This is a genomic window from Ideonella azotifigens (assembly GCF_021043325.1).
In the GTDB taxonomy this organism is placed as follows: Bacteria; Pseudomonadota; Gammaproteobacteria; order Burkholderiales; family Burkholderiaceae_C; genus Ideonella; species Ideonella azotifigens.
Genome location: NZ_JAJNKD010000004.1, coordinates 443,613 through 465,991, shown reverse-complemented (window position 1 = coordinate 465,991; position 22,379 = coordinate 443,613). Strand labels below are relative to the sequence as shown.

Genomic DNA, 22,379 nt, shown 5'->3' with positions numbered 1-22,379 from the left:
CCACCAGCCTGCGCCTGAGCTCTTGCAATTCGTCTGTCATCACGTTCCCACGTTCGTCTACGTGGGAACGTAGGCTGTCAGCTCTCAGCCGGGAGTTCAAGGACGGGGTTTATTGATCGCTTACCGATGAGGATGTGCCGGATGTGATGCTCCTGCGTCCACGCGATGAAGGCCCGGCTCGTGAACTCCGGCCCGTTGTCGGTTCTGACCATCGCTGGGTAGCCCCGAAAGCGCGCCGCCTGATCCAGCAGCCGGGTCACGTACAAACCGCTGATGCCGTAGTCCACGGCGATCTCCACGCATTCGTGGCTGAAGTCATCGGCCACCGTCAGGCACTTGATGCGCCGTCCACCGGCCAGGCTGTCGCTGACGAAGTCCATGCTCCACACCTCGTTGATGCGCTGGGCGATGTTCAGCGGCGTGCGCTCCATCGTGCGCCTGCGCACGGCCAGGTTGGCCGCGCTGTAGAGCCGGTACACCCGCTTGTGGTTGACGCCCGGAAGTCCAGGCGCAACAGGTCATGCACGCGCCGGTAGCCAAAGCGCCGACGCACGTGCGCGATCTCGACGATCTTGTCCTTCAGCGTCTGCGCGCTGGGCACTGGCGGGTGTCGGAAGCTGTCTCGGCTTAGCCCCACAAGCCAGCACGCGCGACGCTCGGACAACTGATGCTCATGCATCAGCCGCGTGACCATCTCGCGCCTGGCCTGTGGGGCTACCTTTTTTGCCCCGAGCACGCTCTTGAGCGCATGCAGGTCCAGATGGGCCTCGGCCAGCAGGTGCTTGAGCTTGCCGTTCTCCGCCTCCAACTCGCGCAGCCGCCGCGCCTCGGATACATCCATGCCGCCGAACTTGGCGCGCCACTTGTAGAACGTGGCGTCCGAGAAGCCGCCCTTGCGGCAGATCTCCGCCACCGCCATGCCGGCCTCGGCCTGCTTGAGGAACCCGATGATCTGTTCCTTTGTGAACTTGATCTTCCTCTTGTCCGCGATTCTCCTGAATGGCGGACCCCTTGCTACTTCAGATTGGTACGGCCTGTGGGGAGCAGGTCACTCGGGTAAACCACTGCCCTTCGCCCTCCATGCTCGCTGGACACGCGCCGGCGTCGGCGGTAGCATTGTGCATGGTCGAATGTTTTATGCGCAAATTTCGACTGACAACGAACATTCGAGGAAGTCGATATGAAACTGCTCTCTTACAAGCGCGATGGCCGTGAAACTTGGGGCGCCGTGGTCGGTGACGGCGTCGTGGAACTCGCCGGCCCGACCGGCTGTGCCACGCTCGCCGAGTTCATCGGCAGCCCCGGCTACATCGATCGGGACGCGCTCGTCGCGGGCAAGGCCGCCGAGGTGGCTCTCTCGGAGATCGAGTTCCTGCCGGTGATCCCGCGGCCGGAGAAGATCGTCTGCGCCGTGCGCAACTACATGGATCACCACCAGGAGGCGCTGGCCGCCGGCCTGCAGCGCGAGCTGTCGGACTTCCCACCGGTCTTCCTGCGCGTGTGGCGTTCGCAGACCGCTCACGGTGCGCCCATCGTGCGTCCGCGCGTGTCCGAGACGTTGGATTGGGAAGGCGAGCTCGCCGTCATCATCGGCGAAGGCGGCCGCAACATCGCGGAGGCGGACGCCTACAAGCACGTGGCCGGCTACGCCTGCTACAACGACGCCAGCGTGCGCGAATGGCAGTTCCACGCGAAGCAGATCGCTTCGGGCAAGAACTTCGAATCGACGGGCGGATTCGGCCCCTGGATGGTCACCGCCGACGAGATCGAGCCCGGCCGCAAGCTCAAGCTTGAGACGCGCCTGAACGGCGAGGTCATGCAGTCGGGCGACACCAGCCTGATGATCTTCTCGATTCCGAAGCTGATCGCCTACGCGTCCACCATCTTCACGCTCGCGACCGGCGACGTGATCGTCACGGGCACGCCGGCCGGCGTCGGCTTCGGCCGCAAGCCGCCGATGTACATGAAGGGCGGCGACGTCGTCGAAGTCGAAATCGAAGCCGTCGGCACGCTCCGCAACCCGATCGTCGATCAAGCTTGAACCCCGATTCGAGAGAAAATCCATGTCGCTCGTAGATATTCGAAAGACGCACCTCGCGGTCGAGGAGATATTCCATGAACGCGGCCCGCGCGCGGCCCAGCCGCTGGTCGTGGCAACCGCGCTCGCAATCATCCGCAACCCTTACGCGGGACGGCACGAGGCCGACCTGATGGGCTTCATGGCCGAACTGCGCGCACTCGGCACGCAGTTGTCGACGCGGCTGGTCGAGGCCCTGGGCGGCGCGGATCGCGTGCAGGCCTACGGCAAGGGCGCGATCGTCGGCGAGGATGGCGAACTCGAACACGGCGCCCTCTGGCACGAGGCCGGCGGCTGGGCCATGCGTGAGGTGCTGGGCCAGCCCAAAGCGATCGTGCCGGCGGCCAAGACCATCGGCCACATGGGTACGCGCCTGATGATCCCGCTGGGACATACCCAGGCGGCGTATGTCCGAAGCCATTTCGGTACCGCGGAGATGACGGTGTGGGACGGGCCGCGCCGCGATGAGATCGCGTTCGGCCTCGCGATGGCCACGGGCGGTCGCATCCACGCCCGCATCGGCGGCCTGGCGGCGGCGGACGTCAAGGGGCTCGACGGCCTGCGTTGACCTCGCTCGATCGAGCATCCATAAATCAATCAGACGGAGACAAGCCATGCAGATTCGACGTGTCATCACGGGCAACGGGCCCGACGGAAAGTCCCGCGTGCTGGCCGACGGCGCGGCTCCGCGCACGACCGACTTCAAGAGCGTTCCGGGATTTTCGCCAACGCTGCTGTGGTCGACGAACGGCGGTGCGAAGGTGGGCCGGTCCGGCGTCGACGACGTGACCCCCACGGCCACGTGGACGCCCGGTGCCGGCGGCACCCGCCTCATGATCGTCACCTTCCCGCCGGACGCGGTGATGATGCGCGCGGACTTCGATCCCGCCGCCTTCGGCGCCGAATTCGGCGGCGCGATGCCGGGCCTGGCCGAGACGTTCGAGATGGACAGTCCCGGGATGCACACCACGGACTCGATCGACTACGACGTCGTCCTCGACGGCGAGATCACGCTCGAGCTCGACGACGGTCAAGAAGTTCTCCTGAAGCGCAGCGACGTCGTGGTGCAGCATGGAAACCGGCACGCGTGGCGCAACAAGAGCCACGCGCCGGCGGTCATGCTGTTCGTGCTGGTGGGCGCCGAACGCGCCGCTTGAGCGCTCACACTCCGTACGAGCGAGAACTCATGACTGCCTCCGCACTTCCGAACCTCTCCCATGTCGGCGTGTTCGTCCACGACCTGCCGCGCATGGTCGATTTCTACACCTCGGTCTTCGGCCTGAAGATCACCGACCGCGGCATGGGCAAGACCTTTCGCAACGAGCTGGTCTTCCTCAGCGCGCGACCCGAGCAGCACCATCAGCTCGTGCTGTCGTCGGGTCGTCCGGCGGAGGCGGTCTTCAGCACCGTGATGCAGCTCTCGTTCATAGTGCAGGCCCTCGACGACCTGCGCCGTGTCAAGCAGGACGCGCTGCGGCTGGGCGCGAGCCAGATGCGCGGCCTGAACCATGGCAATGCGCTGTCGATCTATTTCTCCGACCCGGAAGGCAACACCGTCGAGGTGTACCTGGACACGCCGTACTACGTCGCGCAACCGCATGGCGATCCGCTGGATCTCGAGAAGGCCGACGCCGAGATCTGGACCGAGACCGAGCGCATCTGCCGCGCAGATCCGACGTTCCTGCCGCGCGAGGAATGGCAACGGCAGTTCTCGGCCGAGTCGGCCTGACCTCCCCACTTCACGTCGCAAGGAATCCTCGATGTCGCCTTCGACTCTTGAGGGCGCGACGAGTCCGTCGGTGACCAGCGTGCTCGCGGCCTCGCGCAAGCGAGCCGAGGCGCTCGAGACGCGGGACGGATCGCTCCTGCGCACGCTGCTGGCCGAGGAACTCCGCTACACGCACGCGACCGGCATCACGCACGATCGCGAAGGGTACCTGGCATTCGTCCGAGACCGACAGCAATTTCGCCGCGTGTCGCTCGCGGTGGCCTGCACCTTCGAGGATATGGACACGGTGGTGGTCCGCGGCCAGTTGTCGCAGACCATCCAGCGGCACGGTGAATCGCAGCGGATCGACGTCCAGTCCCTGGCGACCGAGATCTGGGTCCGGCGCGACGGGTGGCGATTCGCGGTGTTCCAGTCGACGCGATTGCCAGGCTGACGGTTCGCGAAAGATCAATGAGAGACATATGTTCGATGCGGATGTGATCGTCGCGGGACTCGGGCCCACCGGCGCCGTGCTGGCCGGCCTGCTGGCTCAGCGCGGCCTGCGCGTGGCCGCGTTCGACAAGCTGCCCGACCTGTTCCCGTTGCCGCGCGCGATCGGCTTCGATCACGAGGTCATGCGGGTGATGCAGGAACTCCGGATCGCGGATCGCGTGTGCCGCCACTCCGCACCGTACCGACCGAGCGAGTACCTGGGCGTGGAGGGCCCGCTGATCAAGCGGCTCGATTCCGCGCCGGCCCCGCACCGCCTGGGTTGGGCGCCGAACCACGTGTTCGACCAGCCCGCGTTCGAGCGCGAGATCCGTCAGCGGCTGACCGAGCTCGAGCTCGCGCAGGTGCACTATTCGGCCGAGATCCAGGACAGCGGGGAGGGCGACGGGCACGTCTGGGCCGACGTCCGCCTGGCCGGCGGCGACGTGACGCGCTTCACGGCGAAGTACCTCGTGGCCTGCGACGGCGGCGCCAGCCCGATCCGCAAGAAGCTGGGCATCAAGCTCGAGGATCTGGGGTTCGACGAACCGTGGCTGGTGGTCGACGCGATCGTCCCGGACGCGAAGCTGGCCGACCTGCCGCAGACCCAGGTCCAGTATTGCGAGCCGGAGCGCCCTTGCACGTTCGTCGTCGGGCCAGGCAATCACCGGCGCTGGGAGGTGATGCTGTTGCCCGGCGACAGCCTGTCGGCCAACTTTCCGGACGAGGAACTCTGGCCGCTGCTGGCGCGTTGGGTGAAGCCCGGCGAGGTCAAGCTGTGGCGCGCCGCCGCCTATCGCTTCCACGGGCTCGTGGCCGAGCGCTGGCGCAGCGGGCGCGTCCTGCTCGCGGGCGACAGCGCCCACATGACGCCACCGTTCATGGCGCAGGGCATGGTGCAGGGCATCCGCGACGCCCAGAACCTGGCGTGGAAGCTGCGCCGCGTGATCAAGGGCGAGTCGTCGGATGCGCTGCTCGACACCTACGGGAAGGAGCGCCGCCCGCACGTTCGCGCGACGACGGCGGCGTCGATCGCACTCGGTCGCGTCATCTGCGAGCGCGATCCCCAGCGCGCACGCGAGCGTGACGCGCGCCTGCTCGAGGAGCACGGCGGATCGATCAGGACCACCATCCGGCAGAACATGATTCCCGACCTGACCGGCGACCTCGTGGCGGAGGACACGTCCGGTGCCGGCACGCTGTTTCCGCAGCCGTTGATCCGTGCGCGCGGCGCCGAACCTGTTCTGCTCGACGAGGTCACGGGACCCTGCGTACGCGTCGCGTGTGCGGGCCCGCTCGCGCCAGAAGACGCCGCCGCGCTCATGGCGGCGCTGCCCGCCGGCGGTCGACTCATCGTCCTCGAGGACGACGACGCCGACCCGCCCGGCGAGGTCGTCGCGGTGCGCGAGGAGGGCCCGGTGATCGGCCCCTGGCTGGCGCAGCTCGGCGCAATGATCGCAGTCGTTCGTCCCGATCACTACGTCTTCGGCACCGCCGGGGACGTTCAAGGCGCACTGCGCCTGCTGGCCCGGCTGCGCGAGCGGCTCGCCCCAACACCCTGACTCGCGCCGGCGCCGCCGGACATCCTGGAGACGTGGACATGAATCGCAACTTCATCGCGGGCGAGTGGCTCGAGGGCGCCGCCGTGCGCCGCAACATCAACCCCTCCGACACGCGCGACCTGGTCGGCGAGTACGCGCATGCCGATGTCGCCCAGACGGAAGCCGCCATCGCCGCAGCGCATGCGGCATTTCCCGCCTGGGCGCGCGGGTCGGTGCAGGCCCGCGCCGACGCGCTCGACCGGATCGGCAGCGAGCTGCTCGCCAGGAAGGCCGAGCTCGGCGACCTGCTGGCGCGCGAGGAAGGCAAGACCTTGCCCGAGGCTATCGGCGAAGTGGCGCGCGCCGGCCAGATCTTCCGGTTCTTCGCCGGCGAGGTCGTGCGTGGTGGCGGTGAGCACCTGCCGTCCGTGCGGCCCGGCGTCGAGGTCGACATCACGCGAGAGCCGGTCGGCGTGGTCGGCATCATCACGCCTTGGAATTTCCCCATCGCAATTCCGGCCTGGAAGATCGCGCCCGCATTGGCCTATGGGAACTGCGTGGTGTTCAAGCCTGCCGACCTCGTGCCCGGCTCGGCGTGGGCGCTGTCCGAGATCATCTCGCGCGCGGGGCTGCCGCCCGGCGTCTTCAACCTCGTCATGGGGCCGGGAAGCCGTGTCGGGCAGACGCTGATCGACCATCGCCACGTCAACGCGCTGACGTTCACCGGCTCCGTGGACACCGGTCGACGCGTGCTCGCGGGGACCTCAGCCCGGTTTGCCAAGGTGCAGCTCGAGATGGGCGGCAAGAACCCGCTTGTAGTGCTCGACGACGCCGACCTCAAGACCGCGGTCGAGTGCGCCGTCCAGGGCGCCTTTTTTTCGACGGGCCAACGCTGCACGGCGTCGAGCCGCCTGATCGTGCAGAAGGGCATCCTGCCGGCGTTCGTCGACGGCGTCACGGAGCGGCTGCGCGCCCTGAAGGTGGGTGACGCGCGCGCGGCCGGCACCGACATCGGCCCCGTCGTCGACGCCGACCAGCTCGCGCAGGATCTGCAGTACATCGACGTCGGTGGCAGCGAAGGCGCCCGGCTCGTGGTGGGCGGCGCGCAACCGAAGCGGGACGCGCCGGGCTTCTACCTCGAGCCGGCGCTGTTCGTCGACGCATCGCCGGAGATGCGCATCGCCCGCGAGGAGATCTTCGGGCCGGTCGCGTGCGTCATCGCGGTCGACGACGTGGACGGCGCCATTCGCGTCGCCAACGACACCGAGTTCGGCCTGTCGGCCGGGATCTGCACGACGTCACTTCGCCACGCGACCCGATTCAAGCGCGAGGCGGAGGTTGGGATGGTGATGGTCAACGTGCCGACGGCCGGCGTGGACTATCACGTGCCATTCGGCGGTCGCAAGGGCTCGAGCTACGGCTCGCGCGAGCAAGGGCGCTACGCCGCCGAGTTCTTCACCACCGTCAAGACCGCCTACACCGCGGCCTGAAGGCTCACAAGCCACCGATCCTATCGGGCCGGGCGGCTGCTGGCGGAGCGCTGCCCGAGCGACGCTTCTACTGGCGTTGTCTTGCGGGTTAGCCCCGATGGGGGAAGACCGTCGCGAAGCGCCTATTCACGCAAAGAAATAATCTTTATGCACATAAAATAAAAGTGTGCATATAGACCGAATCACACGGCGCCTCAGGAGACAGCTGATGAAGACGATGAAAGTAGCGCGCATGCACATGGTGGGCTGCCCGATGGAACTGGAAGACATTCCCGTTCCGACGCCGGGCCCTCAGGACGTGCTGGTTCGTGTTCGGTCCTGCGGGATCGTCCCCAACCTGGCCAACATCCTCTCCAACTGGCCGACGTGGTTTCCCGAGCGTCCCTTGCCGCCATTGCCCGCGATCTTCGGCCTCGACCCGGCAGGCGAGATCGCTGCCGTCGGCTCGCAGGTGCACGCCTGGAAGGCCGGCGACCGCGTCTACGTGAACCCGGGTCGCTACTGCGGCGGCTGCCGCGCCTGCCGCTACGGCGACCACATCAACTGCACGCACTACACGTTCAACGGCTATTTCGGCTTCTCCGAGAAGTCGCTCCCCATCTTCCAGGCCTATCCGTACGGCGGCCTGGGCGAGTACATGACGGCGCCGCAGTATTCGCTGGTCTCGCTGCCCGATTCGGTCACCTACGACCAGGCCTCGCGCTTCGGCTACCTGGGCACCGCGTACTCGGCCATGCGCAAGGCCGGTGTCGCGCCGGGCAAGAACCTGCTGGTCAACGGCATCAGCGGTACGCTGGGCCTGGGCGGCGCGCTGTTCGGCCTCGCGATGGGCGCGACGCGCATCCTCGGCACCGCCCGCAACAAGGGGCTGCTCGAACGTGTGAAGGCGCTCGCGCCGTCGCGCATCGAAGTGCTCTCGCTGGAAGATGGCCGCTCTATCGATGAATGGGCGCTCGAGGTGACGCAGGGTCAAGGCATCGACATCTTCATCGACGCCAGCGGCCCGGGCGCGCCGCACGAGTCGTTCCTGCAGGGCATGCGTTCGCTGCGCCGTGGCGGCCAGACGATCGACATCGGCGCCGCGGCCGGGTCGCTACCGGTCGACATCCACACGATGATGGACTGCCAGCATTCGCTGGCCGGCTCCCTGTGGTTCTCCGCGGGAGAGGGCCAGGATATGGCCGACATGGCCGCCGCGGGCCTGCTGGACCTCTCCGTGTTCGAGCAGGTCAAGTTCCCGCTGGCCAAGGTCAACGAAGCGATCTCGGGCATCGAGAACCGCAACGGTGGCTTCGGCAACTTCGTCGTGAACCCGTGAGCGGAGGACATCATCATGACAAGCTCTGCTCGCGCCGCTTCGCGTGAACCTCTCGACGGCCACGCCCGTCTGACCTGGTTTCTCTGCGGCCTGGCCTGCGCGCGCAGTTCGGCCTGTCGGTGGCCCCAATGGGATTCGTCTTCAGCGCAAGCATCATCGGGCTGCTGCCCGGTGCCGCGATCTGCGGGTGGCTGTCCGATCACGTGGGGCGCAAGCGCATCCTGCTTGGCTAGATGGTCGCCTTTGCGCTCGCGTCGCTGCTGACCGCCCACGCCCCGGGGTACACCGAACTGCTCGCCTGAAGAACACCGCGGTCACGACGGTGTACTGCGGCATGCCGCTGGGCGGCGCCACGGCGGCCGCGATCGGCTTGTTGAACGCGACTGGCGATTGGCGGTTGGTGTTCTACGTCGGCGGCATCGCGCCGCTGCTGTTGGCACCGGTGCTCATGGCATTCCTGCCCGAGTCGCGCCAACTGCTCGCACGTTTGCATCCCGCCGCGGGAACGGGCCTGGGTTCACCCGCCAAGCCGACGCTGGGGTCCGCACTCTTCGCGCCCGGCCGCGCGGCCTCGACCTGGCTGTTGTGGGCCAGCTTCCTGTTCACGCTGCTCGTCGTCTACTTCCTGCTGAACTGGTTGCCGTCGCTGCTGATCGGCAAGGGCCTGACCAAGCCGATGACCGGCGCGGTCATGATCCTGTTCAACGTCGGCGGCGCCATCGGCTGCGCGGTGCTGGGGGTGTTGATGGGTCGCTGGCGTCCGCAGCGGGTCATCCGTGCTGGTGTTCGCCGGCATCCTGGCCTCGCTGTCCGCGCTCGCCTCGGTCGATGGATTCGCCGCCCTGGCCGTCATCGGCTTCCTGGCCGGCACCTGCGTCCTGGGCGCGCAGTCGCTGATCTACGCGTTGGCACCGGGCCCGTATCCGGTCGATGTCCGGGGCACCGGCGTCGGCACCGCGATTGCCATCGGGCGCATCGGTTCGGTGGCCGGACCGGCGCTCGGCGGCATGCTGCTTGCGGGCGGGCAATCGGCCAGCATGGTGATCGCCTCGGCAATCCCGGGCGTGGCGATCGCGGCCACCTGCACCTTGCTGCTGGTGAGACGCCTCGCTGCGATGCAGGCCGTCGCCGCCACCGATCCGGTAAACCGGCTGCCGGCGTCGGCTCCCGTGGCCGAACTGAACTTGCGGCGCCGCAAGGCGGCCTAGCCCGCAGTACCCCGAGAGCGATCACGCTGCCGTCAGAGCAGTGGGTCGCGTCACGCCAGAACGCTCCTTTCGTGAGGCTTCGTCGAAGCCTGCGTTGGTCGAGCTCGCCCATAACTATTCGAGGAGACAGACATGCAAGCCCCTTCCCGCCGTCGTTCGCGCGCCCGCCGAGTTGCAGGACTTCCACCGCTTTGCCTCGCCGCGGCAGTTGATGGCCTATGTTGGCCTGGTGCCGGGCGAGCACAGCTCAGGCCCAAGCGCCGCCAGGGCAGCATCACCAAGGCCGGCAACAGCGCGGCCCGGCGGATGTTGGTCGAGGTGGCCTGGCACTACCAGCACGAGGCCAGGGTCAGCCCGGTCATCGCCAAGCGCCAGGACGGGCTGCCCACCACGGTGACCGACATCGCCTGGAAGGCCCAGCTGCGGCTGACCAGCAAGTTCAAGCGGCTTACCGCACGGCGGGTGATGAAGAACAAGGCCGTGGTCGCCGTGGCACGCGAACTGGCAGGCTTCGTCTGGGCCATTGGCTGCGAGGTACAAGCCTCGGGTTGGCGGGGCTTGCCTGCGAGTGCGGTTGCAGCCCCGGTCGGCCCCGCGCATTGAACACCCTCTGCTTTTGACTTTGAAACTCAAGACGGGAGGTCTCATCGAACCATCCCAACCAGCGGCCGGATCGGGAGCGCGGCGCAGCCACGGCCATCAGGGCAATCCTCGGCAACGTTATTGAGCGCCACCGCAGCAATGCGGCCCGGCGACCTCAGCCCCTAGACCGAAGGCAGGCCTGCGACGAACACTTGTCTTGCGGTACCCAACCTGCGCATATCAGCATGACCAACCGTCGCGCATCCCCACGGGTGGCATCCAACGGCTCCGTCGCGTTCCCCGTCCGGCAACAGGTCCCTCAATCCCATCTGTGTCGCAGGGGAAATGCCTTTGCCGATTGACAGGAAGAGGCTATATCAGCGTTCATGCTGATCCTGATCCTGATCCCGGCCCTGGCCTGCTTCCTGTTGAAGCCCAAAGTTGGCAGCGTGGTCGCGGCGGCCTCTTCGACTTCGCGGCCGGTGACGGAGGCGGCCCAGCCCGGCGGCGGGACAACCGCGGGACGCCTGGCGGCGTCTTGATCGGATGTCCTCCGGCACGCGAAGCCGCTGCGCATATCTTTGTGCACAAATGATAGTCTTGTGCGCAATACATGCTCTATGGCATAGTGAGCGTATATGGAAACGCTCACCGCACCTACCAAGGAAGTCGACGCTCTTCCGCTGGGCGAGCGCGCCTATCAGGAGCTGCGCCGAGTGATCGTCCGCTGCGATTTCAAGCTGGACGGACCGTCTGCGCGTCGAGGAACTCAGCCGCCAGTACGGCCAGAGCAGCAGCCCGCTACGGGAAGCACTCAATCGGCTGGTGCATCAGGGTCTGGTTCGTTCCATCGACAACCGTGGTTTCCGCGTCGCGCCGATCTCCATCCAGGGGATCGCCGACCTAACGCGCGTGCGCCTGCTGATCGAAACCGAGACCCTGCGCGACGCTCTGCAGAACGGTTCCGAAGACTGGGAGGGCGACGTCGTCGCCTCGTTTCACGGGCTGTCCTCCGTCGAGAAGAAGCTCACCGAAGGCCCGCTCGTCCTCGACGACAAGTAGTCCGACCGGCACCGCGTCTTCCACTTGGGCATCTATGCCGGGTGCTCGTCGCCATTGCTGAAGAACATGGTCGAAGGACTCTTCGACCAAGCCGAACGCTATCGACGTTTCTCCGCACGGTTTCGCACGGGCGAGCGCTCGAAGGGTACGGAGCACCAACGCATTGTGGATGCCGTCCTTCAACGCAACGTCGATGCGGCGTGCAGCCTGATCCAGGGTCACATCCGCTCCACGGAGCTGAACGTGACCGAGAGCCTGCGCGCCATGCAGGCGGCCAGCGCCGGATGACCCGCTGCGGCCGCGCCGCGGCTGGACTCTGCCGGTCTCCTGCGCAGAATGCAGGCTTATCTCGCGTTCGACAGAGATCGTCGATCGAGATCGCGCCTATCGTTCCGCCGCGCTTACCAACGCGTCAACGCGGTTCGCATTGAACTTGACGACACCATTCGAATGGGAGTCAAGGCATGCGAGTCCGCGCAGCCATGAACAGTGCGTTCATCCGGACACTCGGAAAGTCCTGCTCCTGCAGCTCTCGCGCGCGCTCAAGCGTCGGCACTGGCGCATCGCGATTCGTCGGCTGCTGGTGATGCGTGCGTATGGATTCGAGATTCCCGCGTGGCATCGGACCGAGACGGAGCGCCTGCTGGCGGGATGTCCCGAGACAGCATTGCAGAGGATCCGCGAGCAGGTCGAGTCCTGGGCCGAGATGAGATGCATGCCAAGAACAGCCTCTTCCCAGCACTGGCCACCGGTTGACAAGTTCGATTACCTCCACGCGCTCTCGAGGCGCACATCGCGATCCGATGAGTAAAAGGATGATCGTAAGTACCCGGCGATCACATCTTGAAAACCCGCCACCACCCGAGATGATGTCCATTTGTTCGTGGACACAAGCATCCTTGTCCCGCTACGTCAATTCAATTTGACTTGGCCGACGCATACCTTTGTCCCGCGGTCTGGTTCTGATTGCTGCCACGGTGTCTATTCCGACGGGCCGCCGACAACGGCAGCCATAGCCAGAGCGCCTGTTGCGGGTGGCGGTGGTGAGTGGTGAGCTTCTGTTGATGCCAGGTCATTGTGAGCCTGGGCGTGTCCCCGCACCGCGGGGCCGGGCTGTTGCGCTGCGCGGCAAACCGCTGTCTAAGGCCCAGCGTCTCGCCCCTGACGGGCCGCCATCCCTTACGCAACACGACCAGGTCAGCATAGCCGGCGGGAATGACGACCGCGGCCCTTCCGGTGCGCGTCAAGCTACTTGTCGCCTCGGTCACGCAGCCAACGGCTGAATGGGTTCGCGGCGAGATGCCGCGACGACGACCGAGTCGCGTTCCGGGTTGAGGGTGACAGCCTTGATGTGCGACCAGTCGCGCGTATTGCCTGACCACCGCGCCGGGTTGCGCTCGCGAGCCTGCTGATAGACCTCGTGCCGGGCCGCGAGGATCGCAACGTCGCGGCCCTCATGGCGCTGCGCCGGGCTGACATAGCGGATGCCGCTGTGCCTGTGATCATGGTTGTACCAATGCACGAACTCGCGCGCCCATTCGCGCGCCGCGCCAAGATCGGCGAAGCCCGCGGCGGGGAACTCTGGCCGGTACTTTGCCGTGCGGAACAGGCTCTCGATGAAGGCGTTGTCGTCGCTCACGCGCGGCCGCGAGTACGAAGGCTTCACCCCCAGCCACCACAGCATCGCCAGCACCGTGGTGGCCTTGAGCGTGGCGCCGTTGTCGCCATGCAGCACAGGCCTTTCGTCGCGCGGCATCGCGTGGATGGCCTCGGCCAGCGCAGTGCGCTGCATGGTCCGAGTGGTCGTCTTCGTGCACCTCGAAGCCCACGATCTTGCGGCTGTACACGTCCAGGATCAGGTACAGGAAGAACCAGCGGCCGGCGACTTCCGTGGGCAGGAACGTCATGTCCCAGCACCAAAGTTGTCGCGGGGCGGTGGCGATGTGCGTGGTCGGCGGACGGCTCTTGCGGGGGGCCTTGGCACGGCCGCGGTGGCGCGTCTGCCCCTGCGCATGCAGCACGCGCTGGAAAGTCGACTCGCTGGCGATGTAAACGCCCTCGTCGGCCAGCGTTGGCACGATGCGCGCGGGCGGCAGGTCGGCAAAGCGCGGCTCGTTGGCCACGCTCAGGACCTGCGCGCGCTCGGCATCGCTCAGCGCATGGCTGGGCATCGGCCGCACCGCGTTCGGCCTGCCATCGCCAGCTTCGAGGCCCTGGTGGGCGCTCCAGCGCTGCAGCGTGCGTGCCGTGATGCCGACAATCCCGCAGGCCTGGTGCAACCGCGCGCCCGCCTTGCGGGCCACTTCGATGTCTCGGGCATGTTCCTGGCGATCTTCGAGGCCGATCATTCGTCCTCGCCCTGCGTGTTCCTTTTGAAGATCGCCTCGCATTTTTTGAGAGCACCAGCAGTGCTGCCGTCTCCGCCAGGGCCTTGTCCTTGCGACGCACTTCGCGCTCGAGTTCTTTGATGCGACGCCTGTCTTCCTTGGTCTGTGAGGGGCTCGCGCGCGCCTCCTCGGGCGCTGCCAGCGCCTGCGTCGCACTGGCCCTCCACTGCTGCAACTGCTGCAGGTACACGCCGTTCTCGCGACACCACGCGCTGCGCGTGGCCTCGTCCATGGCAGCGGTGGCGATCACCGCCTCGAACCGCGCTGCGGCCGTCCAGACCCGTTCCTTGACCGGCCTGGACAACGACTCCGAGCGCCAGCGCTCCAGCGTGTCCACCCCGACGCCAATCTCACGCGCCACCGCTTCCGGCGATGCATGCGCGCTACCGCCCGGTCCTTGAATGCTTGTCCGTATCGAGCCAACTCGTTCTCTCTGCGCCCCCGGGTTCATGGTTCTATGGAGGCGACAAGTATTCTGACGCGGGGGGCTGGTGTACCGGTAGTAGAAAGCCCTGGCCCCCGCTGGCGTGATTCTTCCGACAAGGCGTCCCTCGCCTCGGGCGCCATCTTCAACGATCCAAACGTCCTTGCCTGTAGGCCTTGCCTGCATCGCTTTATCCGTGATCGTCGTCATAGCGTTACTGGTGCCTATATGGTGCCTATTTTTTTTCAGGCTTTCAGTGCACGTCTTGGGGCATCTCGAAACAATGATTGTTTTCAAGCCATTGAAATACAAAGATATTTTGCATTTTTTGGCGCTTCTTGGAACATCTTGGAATGTTGTCTCTTTTGCATGGGGTGCAAGGGGTCGCGAGTTCGAATCCCGCCACCCCGACCATAGAAAACAACGGGTTAGCTCTGCAAGGGGCTAACCCGTTTTGTTTGTGGGCCCAGCATGGGTGTACTCTTGTGGGGGCAAGTCCCGCCGTAAGTTGATCACGACGAACGAAGTGAAGCGCAACTGCACGAGGGTGACCAAGTGTGGGGAGGAAGCGCGGAGCGAAGCTGCGAGCCGATGGACAAGAACTATGTCGATCTGAGCGGGACGCCTGACAAGACGGCGGGCACGACACGCACGCTGGTCCGCATCACTGTGCATCTTTCCAGCCTGCTCATGGCGTCACCCTACTCTGCGATCAAGGGTGAAGAAGAAGGCTGATCGCTCTGCCTGGGCATGCCAGTTGCGCGGAGGCGCACCTCGCATGGCGTGGGCAATCGGCTGCAGTCGCTTGGCGAGTCGAAGGTCTTCGTCGCGAGGCGGCTCCCATCAAAGATCCAGCACCAGCATCTCCGAGCGAGACCTCGAACAACACGGCAGGAACTGGTCGTTCGCCGCCTGCTCGGCGGGCGAAAGGTAGAGATCCTTGTGGTCCGGCTCGCCGGCGAGCACTCGGGTCAGGCAGGTTCCGCACACACCCTGCTCACAGGAGGTGGGTATCTCCACACCCACCTGCGCAAGCGCGGCCACCACGCTGATCTCCTTCGGCACCCAGACGACTTGCCCGGAACTGGCGAGCTTGACCTGGAAGCCTGCATCGTCCGCCGATGAGGCGAGAGCGGCGCCGAAGAACTCGTGGTGCAACGCGGCCTCCGGCCAGCCGGCGGAACGGGCGGTCGTCAACACCGCGTCCATGAACCCTTTCGGGCCGCACACGTACAAGTGGGTGTTGCCGACGGGCGCCGCGAGCAGGTCGGTGAGCACAAGGCGAGATTCCGAGTCGCCGAAGTAGTGGTGCACACGGCCCGCAAACGACGACGCCGCGAGATGTTGGATGAACGAGGTGCGTTCGCGAGATCGCGTGGCGTAGTGCAATTCGAATTCGGCGCCGATGCGGGCCAGGCGCTCCGCCATGCACAGCACTGGCGTGATGCCGATGCCGCCTGCCAGCAGCAGATGCCGCTGCGCGTCGTGAGCGAGAGCAAAGTGATTTTTCGGCAGGCTGATCGTCAAGCTGTCGCCCACCCGCACCCCGTCGTGCAAGGCCTTGGAGCCTCCTCGCGACTGGGCGTCACGCAGCACGGCGATCCGGTAGCGGTGGCTCTCGGCGGGATCGTTGCAAAGCGAATATTGGCGTGTCAGGCCGTCGCGGATCAATACGTCCACATGCGAGCCGGCCGAGAATGGCGGCAGCGCTCCGCCGCCAGCGTCCACCAACTCGAAGCTGCAGATGTCGACCGCCTCCACGTTGCGTGCCGCCACCATCACGCGCAGCATGTCGGTGGTGTGGCCCATGCTAGGTCCTCCTCGGCTGGCGAGCGCCGCGGGGCCGGGGGTGCCCGGCAGTTGGCAAGCGTTGTTCAGGAACATGACGGTGCCTCGCCGTTCAGGCCTTGTCCAGAGGCCGGAAGAAGTGCCCCGCCGGCACGCTGATCACCGGCTGTCCGGGATCGAAGCTCGTGCCGAGCGGATCACCGCCCTCGGCCACCACGGCGATCTGCTCCTTCAGCATGCGACGCATCATCACAATGCCTCGGTCGCTGGTGCCGAGATGTTCTTCGGAGTGCAAGCTCAGTACGCCGGCGCTCGCCTGCGCCTCGTAGTCGTTGGGCGAGTCCTGCAACTCCTCGCGTGTCATCTCACCCCAGGCCTTGCCCTTCCACCGCATCGTGCCGAACACCCCCGCCGTTGCGGTGCGTGCCACCAGCACCTGCACGTAGTGGGTGTCGTCCACCGGCACCACCCAGGAGATCCGGTTGGCCCGGCCGTCGCTCACGTCGGTACCCGGGATCGACATCACGTTCGGGAAGAAGTAGCTGGTGATGCGGCTGAACTCGGTGTCGTCGAGCACGCGCTTGGCCACTGCCTGCGAGCCGTTCGGCGTGCGCGTGAATTCCACCGAGGGCATCACGGCGAACTCCTCGGCGAACTGCACTACGCTGAAGGTCGAGTGCAGGACCTGCACATGAAAGGGGTCCATGATGTTGTCATTCATCTGCAGCCAGCTGTAGGGCACGTGCGGTGTGGCGGCGAAGGTTTCGTCGCGTGTCGCACCCCAGCCGCCCACGCTGGTCTCGTGGAACTCGCCAGGGGCCAGGTCTTCCAGGATGTCGTAGCGCGGCAGCACCGGCTTCTTGTCCAGCGGGCCCAAGTAGGCGAACACCAGCCCGTAGCGCTCTTCGGTCGGGTACCAGGGTTGGCGCACCTTGTCGCGAAAACGGCCGTTGTCGGGCTCGCAGGGTTGGCCGAGGCAGTGGCCCTCGGTGTCGAAGCGCCAGCCGTGATAGCAGCAGGCGATGCTGTCGGCGCCGACCTTGCCGTAATAGAGTGAAGCCCCGCGGTGCATGCAGCGTGGGTACAGCAGCCCGACCTGGCCGTTGCCGGTCCGGAACAACACCAGCTCCTCGCCGAGCACCTTGATGAGCTGCGGCCGGCGAGTGACCGCCGCGGACGCAGCGACCGGTTGCCAGTAGCGCCGCAGCAATTCACCGCAGGGCTGGCCCGGGCCGATGCGCGTCAGCAGTTCGTCGGGCTGACCCGGCACGTAGCCGTGTGCGCTGCCGCTGGCCGGAACGATCGGCACCACGGTTCTTGCGGGCTTGGCGGTTGGCTGGAGAAGTTGTTCGTTCATGGTTCGGGCTCGTTGAAAGAAGAGCATCGATGCTAGGAAGCAAGCATCCCGGGCGCCAATGCAGATTGGCATGCGGCGATGCGTTCTGCCGATAGCGCGCCGCTGGGTGCCATAGGGAATCGGCATCGCTGCGGCTGCGAATCGCAGCGCGCGAGCCACTGCAAGCCCGCAGAATTCTTCTCAAGACCTCCAAGGAGACAAGGCCGGTGAATTCCACTAGAAGAAAGTTCATGGTCGCCAGCGCGTCGATCCCCGCCCTGGCGTTCCCGAGCCGCGCATTCGCCGAGACGAGCTACCCGCCCGGCAAGTGGCCAAACAAGCCGATGCGGCTGATCGTGCCCAACGTGCCGGGCGGCGGCACCGACACGCTGGCACGTTTGCTCGAGCGCCACTTGGCCAAGATCTGGCAACAGCCCCTGCTGGTCGAGTACAAGCCCGGCGCAGGCACGATGATCGGCACCGACTACGTGGCCAAGTCGCCCCCGGACGGATCGACGCTGGGCATGGTCGTGACCTCGCATGTGATCAACCCGGCGTTGCGCAGGAATATGCCGTTCGACACCCAGAAGGACCTGGCCGGTGTGATGTTGACCGCCCGCTCCAGTCTGCTGCTCTCGGTGGCGTCCGGCATGCCCGTGCACTCGCTGGCAGAGCTGCTGGCCTACTCGCGGGCGAACTCGGGCAGGCTTAGCTACGCCACGCCAGGCGCCGGCAGCTCGATGCACCTGGCTGGCGAATTGCTGAAGCTCACCTCCGGCCTGGACATGGCTCATGTGCCCTACAAGGGCAGCGGCGCCGCCTACGGCGATGTGTTCGAGAACCGCGTCAACGTGCTGATCGATCCGCTGTTCAGCTCACTACCCCATGTCACTGCCGGGCGCTTGCGGCCCATCGCGGTGCTGAGCGCCAGACGCGATGCCATCGCGCCCAGGATTGCGGCGATCGGCGAGACCTATGCCGGGTTCGATGTGCAGAGCATCAACGGCATCGTGGTGCCCGCCGCCACGCCGCGCGAGTTGGTGAAGCGCCTGAACGCCGACTTCGCCGCCGTGCTGAAGAACGACGAAGTCGTCAAACGGCTCGCCGAAATCGGCCTGGAGCCCGTTGCCTCGTCACCCGAGAGCTTCGACGCCTACGTGAAGAGCGAAATGCAGCGCTGGCAGGCCGTTGTCAAAGCGGGCAACATCACCATCGATTGACGCTCCGCGCTGACCGCGGCCGCTACAGGGTCGCGGCAGTCTGCAGGTCGCCGATCGACTCTTCCTCGCACAAGGCGCGCAGCTCCGCCAGCAACGCCTCGAGTCCGGCCGATCGAATCGCGTCAGCGCGCATCACCACGCCGATCTGCAGCTCGGTGCCGGCCAGTTCGATCGGCAACAACGTCAGCTGGCCGTTGCGCTGCTCGTGCAGGGCCTGCCGACGCGACAGCACGGACAACCGGTCGCTCGCCCGCAGGAGCCCGCGGACCATCGCCACCGTGTTCGACTCGATCGCGTGGGCCGGCAGGCTCAGGCCCGCTGCCAGGATCGCCCGCTCGAAAACGTTGCGCGAGCGAGTGCGGCGGTACGGCACCACCCACTCGGCATTCGCAATGTCGGGCAGTGCCAGCCGCTTGCGTTGCGCCAGCGGATGCCCCGGACGCACGACCACGGACAGCACGTCATCGAAGAGGCGCTCCTGCACCATGTCGTTGGGCGGGCTGGGGTGCAGCGTGCCGACCATCACGTCAATGTCGCCGCAGCGCAGGCCTTGCAGCAAAGCGTCGTACGGACTTTCGATGACGCTCACGTGCAACTCCGGATGCGCCGCGGCGAGCTGGCTGATCGCCCGTGGCGCGAGCACCGTGCCCGAAAGCGGCAAAGCGCCCACCAGCAAGCGGCCGCTGACCAGGCCGACGCTGGCGGCCAGGTCACTGCCGATGGCACCGATCTCGGCCAACGCCAGCTTGCCGCAGCGCACCATGATCTGGCCGCAGGTGGTCGCGACCATGCCGCGCGATGTGCGCAGGAAGAGGTCGCGGCCGACGATACGTTCGAGGTCGCGCAGCGCCAGCGTAATCGACGGTTGAGACAAGCCCAGACTCAGCGCTGCCGCCGTCTCGGTGTAGTGATCGGCGATGGCGATCACTGCCTGCAGGTGCCGCCGCGCCACTTGGCCGACCAGGCTGCAGCGGCGCGCGCGAGGCTCGCCCGCGGCGGCGGCTTCATCCATCTCGCGCCCGGCGCCTTCGAGGTGCTCGATCGCCCGCCGTACACGCAGCTGCACGAGGTCGCCCTCGTCGGTGGTCGACATGCCGCGCGAGCTGCGGTCGAACAGCGTCAGGCCGAGTTCGCGCTCCAGCCCGCGCACGGCGCGCGTGACGGCGGGCTGGGTGAGGTGCAGGCTGTCCGCCGCCTTGCGCACACTGCGGTGCTGCGCCACAGCGGCGAAGGCACGCAGTTGCCGCATGTTGACCTCGACCGGGTCTTGCGTCACGGAAGGTGGCCGCCATCCGGCAGCGCGGCGCCCAGCGTCAGTGACAGGTCCCGTGCTCACTCGGCGTCCTCGCGAAACAACACGAAGCGCGCTTCACGGCGCGCGATGCGCCAGCCAGAGGGTGTACACACGAAGTCGTCCTCGAACTCGCCAAGCACCTGTCGAGGCTGCGCCGGTCGACCGAACAGGCCGGCCTCGTCGCTCGACAGGCCGCTCCAGAGCAGCACGCAGCTGTGTCCGTGGGCGCGGCTCGATGTCTGGAGCGTCACCAGCGTGTTGGTGATCAGGTGCCGGGTCAGGCGATCGGACGGCCGCGAGCGGTAGGACGCCGCGATGGCGGCCGGTCCATGCAGCGGCTCGGCGCCGGGCCGGACCAGCACGCCGTCGTCGGCGAACAAGGCGGCGAAGCCGTCGTGGTCCCGCGCGTCTATGCACGACACCCCGCGCACCACGAGGTCGGCGCAGGCTTGCCTGGCGATCCATTGTTCGACCATGGCGGCTTTGGTCCCATCGCTCATGCTGGGCCTTGCGCCACACTGCCGGTCTCGATGAGCGAGGCACCCATCCACGCGGCGAGACCTTGCGAGACGGCCTGCGGCTGCTCCAGCGTGGTCATGTGGCCCGATGCTTCGACTATCTGGAGCCTCGAAGTCGGCATCATGGCGTGCATGCTCTGGTGCCGCTCCGGCGGGCTCCACCGGTCTTCCCGACCGCACAGCAGCAAGGTCGGGCAAACGATCTGCGGCAGCAGTTCGCTCGCGTCCGGCCGGCCCAGCAAGGCGCGGATCTGGGCCTCGAAGATCTGCGGCGTGCTGCGCGCGATCATCTCCAGGATGGTCTCGAACACCGGTGTTCCAACGCAGGCCGGGTGCACCATGCCGCGCGCCCAGGGTTCGCCCATCGCCCGCATGCCGAAGGCGCGCGCCAAGCTCAGCAGGTCGAGCCGTGCCGCGCGCTCCTGTTCGCCAGCCGCCCCCTCGGGCAGCGCCTGGAAGCCCGTGTCCAGCAGCGCCAGGCGCTCCACTCGCTCCGGCGCTCGGCGCAGCACCTCCAGCGCCACCCGTCCACCCATCGAGTGCCCGGCCAGGGAGAAAGCGCCCGGCGGCGCGGTGGACAGCACATGCGTCGCCATGGCCTCGATGCTGTCCAGTGCGCCATAGGCTGCCACCCGGCAGTCGGCAAGATCCGCCAAGGCGCGGCATTGCGGCGCCCAGTTCGCGCCGTCGCACAGCAGGCCGGGCAAGAGAAGCAGCACGGGCTTGTTCATCGCAGGCTCGGCACTTGGCGCGTCCGCATGAAGGCTTCGAAGGTCTCGCCCCGCATCAGCGCGTACACGACCAGATTGGGTGTCTTCACCACGCGGGCGAACTTCTCGAGCACGAAGAAGTTGACGCCGTGGCGCACCAGCGCTATCCAGTCGAGCCGGCGGATCATGGCCTTTTCGCCGTCCGACAGCCCGGCGTTCGACATCGACCGTTCGCTGTCGGCCAGGTAGGCATCGCGCGCTTCGGCGTTGATCATGTTCCAGAAGAAGCGATTCAACTTCAGGGTGCGGTTGCTCACGCGCAGATCGAAGACGTAGGTACCGCCCAACGCCGCCATACCCTCGACTTGTGGATTCATGCTTCGCGCCTCAGGTCTGGGTTTCATACAGCACGACGGTCATCGCGGTGGTCGTGGCCAGGTAGTAATTTTGATGCAGCTTGCGGATGCGGTCACCGAGTGCACCGCGCATGGACAGCCACATGATCTGCTCGACGCTCTCGGCGCCGCCAAGCCGAACGTAGTCTGCGTGCGTCATGTTCATCAACTGCTCCGGATCGTTCTCCAGCAGTTCGAGAAACTTCAGATCCCATTCGGTGTTGTTGAAGCCCGTGCGCTCGCCGTGGATCTGGTGCGACAAGCCGCCGGTGCCGACCACCACTACCCGCAGGTCGACCGGATACGACTCGATGGCGCGGCGCACCGCCTGACCGAGGCGGTAACAACGCCTGCCGGTTGGCAGCGGGTATTGCAGCACATTGATGGCGATCGGCACGATGCTGCCCGGCCAATCGGGCACATGCGGCCACAACAAGGGCAAAGGCGCTGCGCAGCCGTGGTCGATCGGTTTTTCCTGGAAGATGGTCAGATCAAACTCGTCGTTGACGAGTGATTCGGCGATATGCGCCTGGAACTCGACATCGCCCCGCAGCGGTGGCAGTGGCCGGAGGCCCGCGCCTTCATCGGCAACGGGAAACGTGGCCCCGACCCCGAGCGCAAAGGTCGGGTACAGGTCGAAGAAAAACGTGGTGCAGTGGTCGTTGTAGAAGAACACGAGCACATCGGCCCGATGAGCCGCCAGCCACGCCGCAACCGGCTCGTAGCCCTTGAACAGCGGCGCCCACGCCGGGTCTTGCTGCTTGCCCTTGTCGTATGCCACGCCGATGGTCGGGACATGAGATGTCCCGATGCCGCCAATGATGATTGCCAC

At 66.4% G+C, this 22,379-nt stretch carries 20 protein-coding genes and 5 pseudogenes; 16 read left to right on the top strand and 9 right to left on the bottom strand.

Features of this window, described 5'->3' with window-relative positions; translation table 11 throughout:
* Positions 1 to 125 precede the first annotated feature (125 nt).
* Positions 126 to 991: pseudogene (locus LRH25_RS12600) on the bottom strand (IS3 family transposase); the annotation flags it as partial.
* A 189-nt stretch (positions 992 to 1,180) separates the two neighbouring features.
* On the opposite strand from LRH25_RS12600, the gene LRH25_RS12595 reads away from it, so the two are divergent.
* From LRH25_RS12595 to LRH25_RS12535, 14 genes and pseudogenes are all read left to right on the top strand, one after another.
* Positions 1,181 to 2,041: a fumarylacetoacetate hydrolase family protein gene (locus tag LRH25_RS12595; RefSeq protein WP_141284525.1), complete on the top strand. Its 861-nt coding sequence runs from the start codon at positions 1,181 to 1,183 to the stop codon at positions 2,039 to 2,041.
* 22 nt (positions 2,042 to 2,063) lie between these two features.
* Entirely contained in the window at positions 2,064 to 2,645 is a 582-nt protein-coding gene (locus tag LRH25_RS12590) for an amino acid synthesis family protein (RefSeq protein ID WP_141284523.1), read from the top strand.
* A gap of 46 nt (positions 2,646 to 2,691) precedes the next feature.
* A complete protein-coding gene (locus LRH25_RS12585; protein ID WP_141284521.1) occupies positions 2,692 to 3,234 on the top strand; it encodes a cupin domain-containing protein in 543 nt (180 codons plus the stop codon).
* A 29-nt stretch (positions 3,235 to 3,263) separates the two neighbouring features.
* Complete coding sequence (locus LRH25_RS12580) at positions 3,264 to 3,806, top strand: VOC family protein (RefSeq protein WP_141284519.1); 543 nt, start codon at positions 3,264 to 3,266, stop codon at positions 3,804 to 3,806.
* A gap of 31 nt (positions 3,807 to 3,837) precedes the next feature.
* Positions 3,838 to 4,239 (top strand): nuclear transport factor 2 family protein, encoded by a 402-nt coding sequence (locus LRH25_RS12575; RefSeq protein WP_141284517.1) that lies wholly within the window; start codon positions 3,838 to 3,840, stop codon positions 4,237 to 4,239.
* A 28-nt stretch (positions 4,240 to 4,267) separates the two neighbouring features.
* Positions 4,268 to 5,836, top strand: coding sequence for a bifunctional 3-(3-hydroxy-phenyl)propionate/3-hydroxycinnamic acid hydroxylase (locus tag LRH25_RS12570; protein WP_141284515.1), 1,569 nt, complete (start codon positions 4,268 to 4,270; stop codon positions 5,834 to 5,836).
* Positions 5,837 to 5,874: 38 nt separating this feature from the next.
* A complete protein-coding gene (locus LRH25_RS12565; protein ID WP_141284513.1) occupies positions 5,875 to 7,305 on the top strand; it encodes an aldehyde dehydrogenase family protein in 1,431 nt (476 codons plus the stop codon).
* A 253-nt stretch (positions 7,306 to 7,558) separates the two neighbouring features.
* Positions 7,559 to 8,623 (top strand): alcohol dehydrogenase catalytic domain-containing protein, encoded by a 1,065-nt coding sequence (locus tag LRH25_RS12560; protein WP_231011239.1) that lies wholly within the window; start codon positions 7,559 to 7,561, stop codon positions 8,621 to 8,623.
* Positions 8,624 to 8,957: 334 nt separating this feature from the next.
* Positions 8,958 to 9,347, top strand: a pseudogene (locus LRH25_RS33295) (3-(3-hydroxy-phenyl)propionate transporter MhpT); the annotation flags it as partial.
* A 52-nt stretch (positions 9,348 to 9,399) separates the two neighbouring features.
* Complete coding sequence (locus LRH25_RS12555) at positions 9,400 to 9,831, top strand: hypothetical protein (RefSeq protein ID WP_231011238.1); 432 nt, start codon at positions 9,400 to 9,402, stop codon at positions 9,829 to 9,831.
* Positions 9,832 to 9,997: 166 nt separating this feature from the next.
* Positions 9,998 to 10,434: pseudogene (locus LRH25_RS12550) on the top strand (transposase); the annotation flags it as partial.
* A gap of 365 nt (positions 10,435 to 10,799) precedes the next feature.
* Positions 10,800 to 10,955 carry a hypothetical protein gene (locus tag LRH25_RS12545; protein WP_170200691.1) on the top strand — a complete coding sequence of 52 codons (156 nt, stop codon included), beginning with the start codon at positions 10,800 to 10,802 and terminating at the stop codon, positions 10,953 to 10,955.
* A gap of 190 nt (positions 10,956 to 11,145) precedes the next feature.
* A complete protein-coding gene (locus tag LRH25_RS12540; protein ID WP_141284503.1) occupies positions 11,146 to 11,475 on the top strand; it encodes a GntR family transcriptional regulator in 330 nt (109 codons plus the stop codon).
* 21 nt (positions 11,476 to 11,496) lie between these two features.
* Positions 11,497 to 11,763 (top strand): annotated as a pseudogene (locus tag LRH25_RS12535) (FCD domain-containing protein); the annotation flags it as partial.
* Positions 11,764 to 12,739: 976 nt separating this feature from the next.
* Here the strand turns inward: LRH25_RS12535 and LRH25_RS12530 are convergent.
* Positions 12,740 to 14,285 (bottom strand): annotated as a pseudogene (locus LRH25_RS12530) (IS3 family transposase).
* A gap of 592 nt (positions 14,286 to 14,877) precedes the next feature.
* Here LRH25_RS12530 and LRH25_RS12525 point away from each other — a divergent pair.
* Entirely contained in the window at positions 14,878 to 15,021 is a 144-nt protein-coding gene (locus LRH25_RS12525) for a hypothetical protein (protein ID WP_170200981.1), read from the top strand.
* A gap of 108 nt (positions 15,022 to 15,129) precedes the next feature.
* Here the strand turns inward: LRH25_RS12525 and LRH25_RS12520 are convergent, their stop codons facing one another.
* Together LRH25_RS12520 and LRH25_RS12515 are read right to left on the bottom strand one after the other, a co-directional pair.
* Positions 15,130 to 16,095 (bottom strand): PDR/VanB family oxidoreductase, encoded by a 966-nt coding sequence (locus LRH25_RS12520; protein ID WP_211361490.1) that lies wholly within the window; start codon positions 16,093 to 16,095, stop codon positions 15,130 to 15,132.
* A 91-nt stretch (positions 16,096 to 16,186) separates the two neighbouring features.
* The gene (locus tag LRH25_RS12515) at positions 16,187 to 17,431 is read right to left on the bottom strand and encodes a Rieske 2Fe-2S domain-containing protein (RefSeq protein ID WP_141289523.1); all 1,245 of its coding nucleotides are present in this window, start codon (positions 17,429 to 17,431) and stop codon (positions 16,187 to 16,189) included.
* 230 nt (positions 17,432 to 17,661) lie between these two features.
* On the opposite strand from LRH25_RS12515, the gene LRH25_RS12510 reads away from it, so the two are divergent.
* Positions 17,662 to 18,630, top strand: a complete 969-nt coding sequence (locus LRH25_RS12510) for a tripartite tricarboxylate transporter substrate binding protein (RefSeq protein ID WP_141289524.1) — start codon at positions 17,662 to 17,664, stop codon at positions 18,628 to 18,630.
* 22 nt (positions 18,631 to 18,652) lie between these two features.
* Here LRH25_RS12510 and LRH25_RS12505 read toward each other — a convergent pair whose 3' ends face one another.
* From LRH25_RS12505 to LRH25_RS12485, 5 genes are read right to left on the bottom strand one after another with little or no spacing between them, the layout of a single operon-like run.
* Positions 18,653 to 19,906: a LysR family transcriptional regulator gene (locus tag LRH25_RS12505; protein ID WP_231011236.1), complete on the bottom strand. Its 1,254-nt coding sequence runs from the start codon at positions 19,904 to 19,906 to the stop codon at positions 18,653 to 18,655.
* Positions 19,907 to 19,962: 56 nt separating this feature from the next.
* Entirely contained in the window at positions 19,963 to 20,424 is a 462-nt protein-coding gene (locus tag LRH25_RS12500) for a nuclear transport factor 2 family protein (RefSeq protein WP_231011235.1), read from the bottom strand.
* Positions 20,421 to 21,173, bottom strand: coding sequence for an alpha/beta fold hydrolase (locus LRH25_RS12495; protein ID WP_141286936.1), 753 nt, complete (start codon positions 21,171 to 21,173; stop codon positions 20,421 to 20,423). Before LRH25_RS12495 ends, LRH25_RS12500 begins: the two co-directional genes overlap by 4 nt.
* On the bottom strand, positions 21,170 to 21,529 hold the full coding sequence (locus LRH25_RS12490) for a protocatechuate 3,4-dioxygenase (protein WP_141286934.1): 360 nt from the start codon (positions 21,527 to 21,529) through the stop codon (positions 21,170 to 21,172). Before LRH25_RS12490 ends, LRH25_RS12495 begins: the two co-directional genes overlap by 4 nt.
* 10 nt (positions 21,530 to 21,539) lie before the next feature.
* Positions 21,540 to 22,379 (bottom strand): gallate dioxygenase, encoded by an 840-nt coding sequence (locus LRH25_RS12485; RefSeq protein WP_141286933.1) that lies wholly within the window; start codon positions 22,377 to 22,379, stop codon positions 21,540 to 21,542.

What these genes read in the sequence shown, in the direction of transcription:
- LRH25_RS12595 (WP_141284525.1), top strand. Translation starts at nt 1,181, where the DNA reads ATGAAACTGCTCTCTTACAAGCGCGATGGCCGTGAAACTTGGGGCGCC.
- LRH25_RS12590 (WP_141284523.1), top strand. Translation starts at nt 2,064, where the DNA reads ATGTCGCTCGTAGATATTCGAAAGACGCACCTCGCGGTCGAGGAGATA.
- LRH25_RS12585 (WP_141284521.1), top strand. Translation starts at nt 2,692, where the DNA reads ATGCAGATTCGACGTGTCATCACGGGCAACGGGCCCGACGGAAAGTCC.
- LRH25_RS12580 (WP_141284519.1), top strand. Translation starts at nt 3,264, where the DNA reads ATGACTGCCTCCGCACTTCCGAACCTCTCCCATGTCGGCGTGTTCGTC.
- LRH25_RS12575 (WP_141284517.1), top strand. Translation starts at nt 3,838, where the DNA reads ATGTCGCCTTCGACTCTTGAGGGCGCGACGAGTCCGTCGGTGACCAGC.
- LRH25_RS12570 (WP_141284515.1), top strand. Translation starts at nt 4,268, where the DNA reads ATGTTCGATGCGGATGTGATCGTCGCGGGACTCGGGCCCACCGGCGCC.
- LRH25_RS12565 (WP_141284513.1), top strand. Translation starts at nt 5,875, where the DNA reads ATGAATCGCAACTTCATCGCGGGCGAGTGGCTCGAGGGCGCCGCCGTG.
- LRH25_RS12560 (WP_231011239.1), top strand. Translation starts at nt 7,559, where the DNA reads ATGGAACTGGAAGACATTCCCGTTCCGACGCCGGGCCCTCAGGACGTG.
- LRH25_RS12545 (WP_170200691.1), top strand. Translation starts at nt 10,800, where the DNA reads ATGCTGATCCTGATCCTGATCCCGGCCCTGGCCTGCTTCCTGTTGAAG.
- LRH25_RS12525 (WP_170200981.1), top strand. Translation starts at nt 14,878, where the DNA reads ATGGACAAGAACTATGTCGATCTGAGCGGGACGCCTGACAAGACGGCG.
- LRH25_RS12520 (WP_211361490.1), bottom strand. Translation starts at nt 16,095, where the DNA reads ATGGGCCACACCACCGACATGCTGCGCGTGATGGTGGCGGCACGCAAC.
- LRH25_RS12515 (WP_141289523.1), bottom strand. Translation starts at nt 17,431, where the DNA reads ATGAACGAACAACTTCTCCAGCCAACCGCCAAGCCCGCAAGAACCGTG.
- LRH25_RS12510 (WP_141289524.1), top strand. Translation starts at nt 17,662, where the DNA reads ATGGTCGCCAGCGCGTCGATCCCCGCCCTGGCGTTCCCGAGCCGCGCA.
- LRH25_RS12500 (WP_231011235.1), bottom strand. Translation starts at nt 20,424, where the DNA reads ATGAGCGATGGGACCAAAGCCGCCATGGTCGAACAATGGATCGCCAGG.
- LRH25_RS12495 (WP_141286936.1), bottom strand. Translation starts at nt 21,173, where the DNA reads ATGAACAAGCCCGTGCTGCTTCTCTTGCCCGGCCTGCTGTGCGACGGC.
- LRH25_RS12490 (WP_141286934.1), bottom strand. Translation starts at nt 21,529, where the DNA reads ATGAATCCACAAGTCGAGGGTATGGCGGCGTTGGGCGGTACCTACGTC.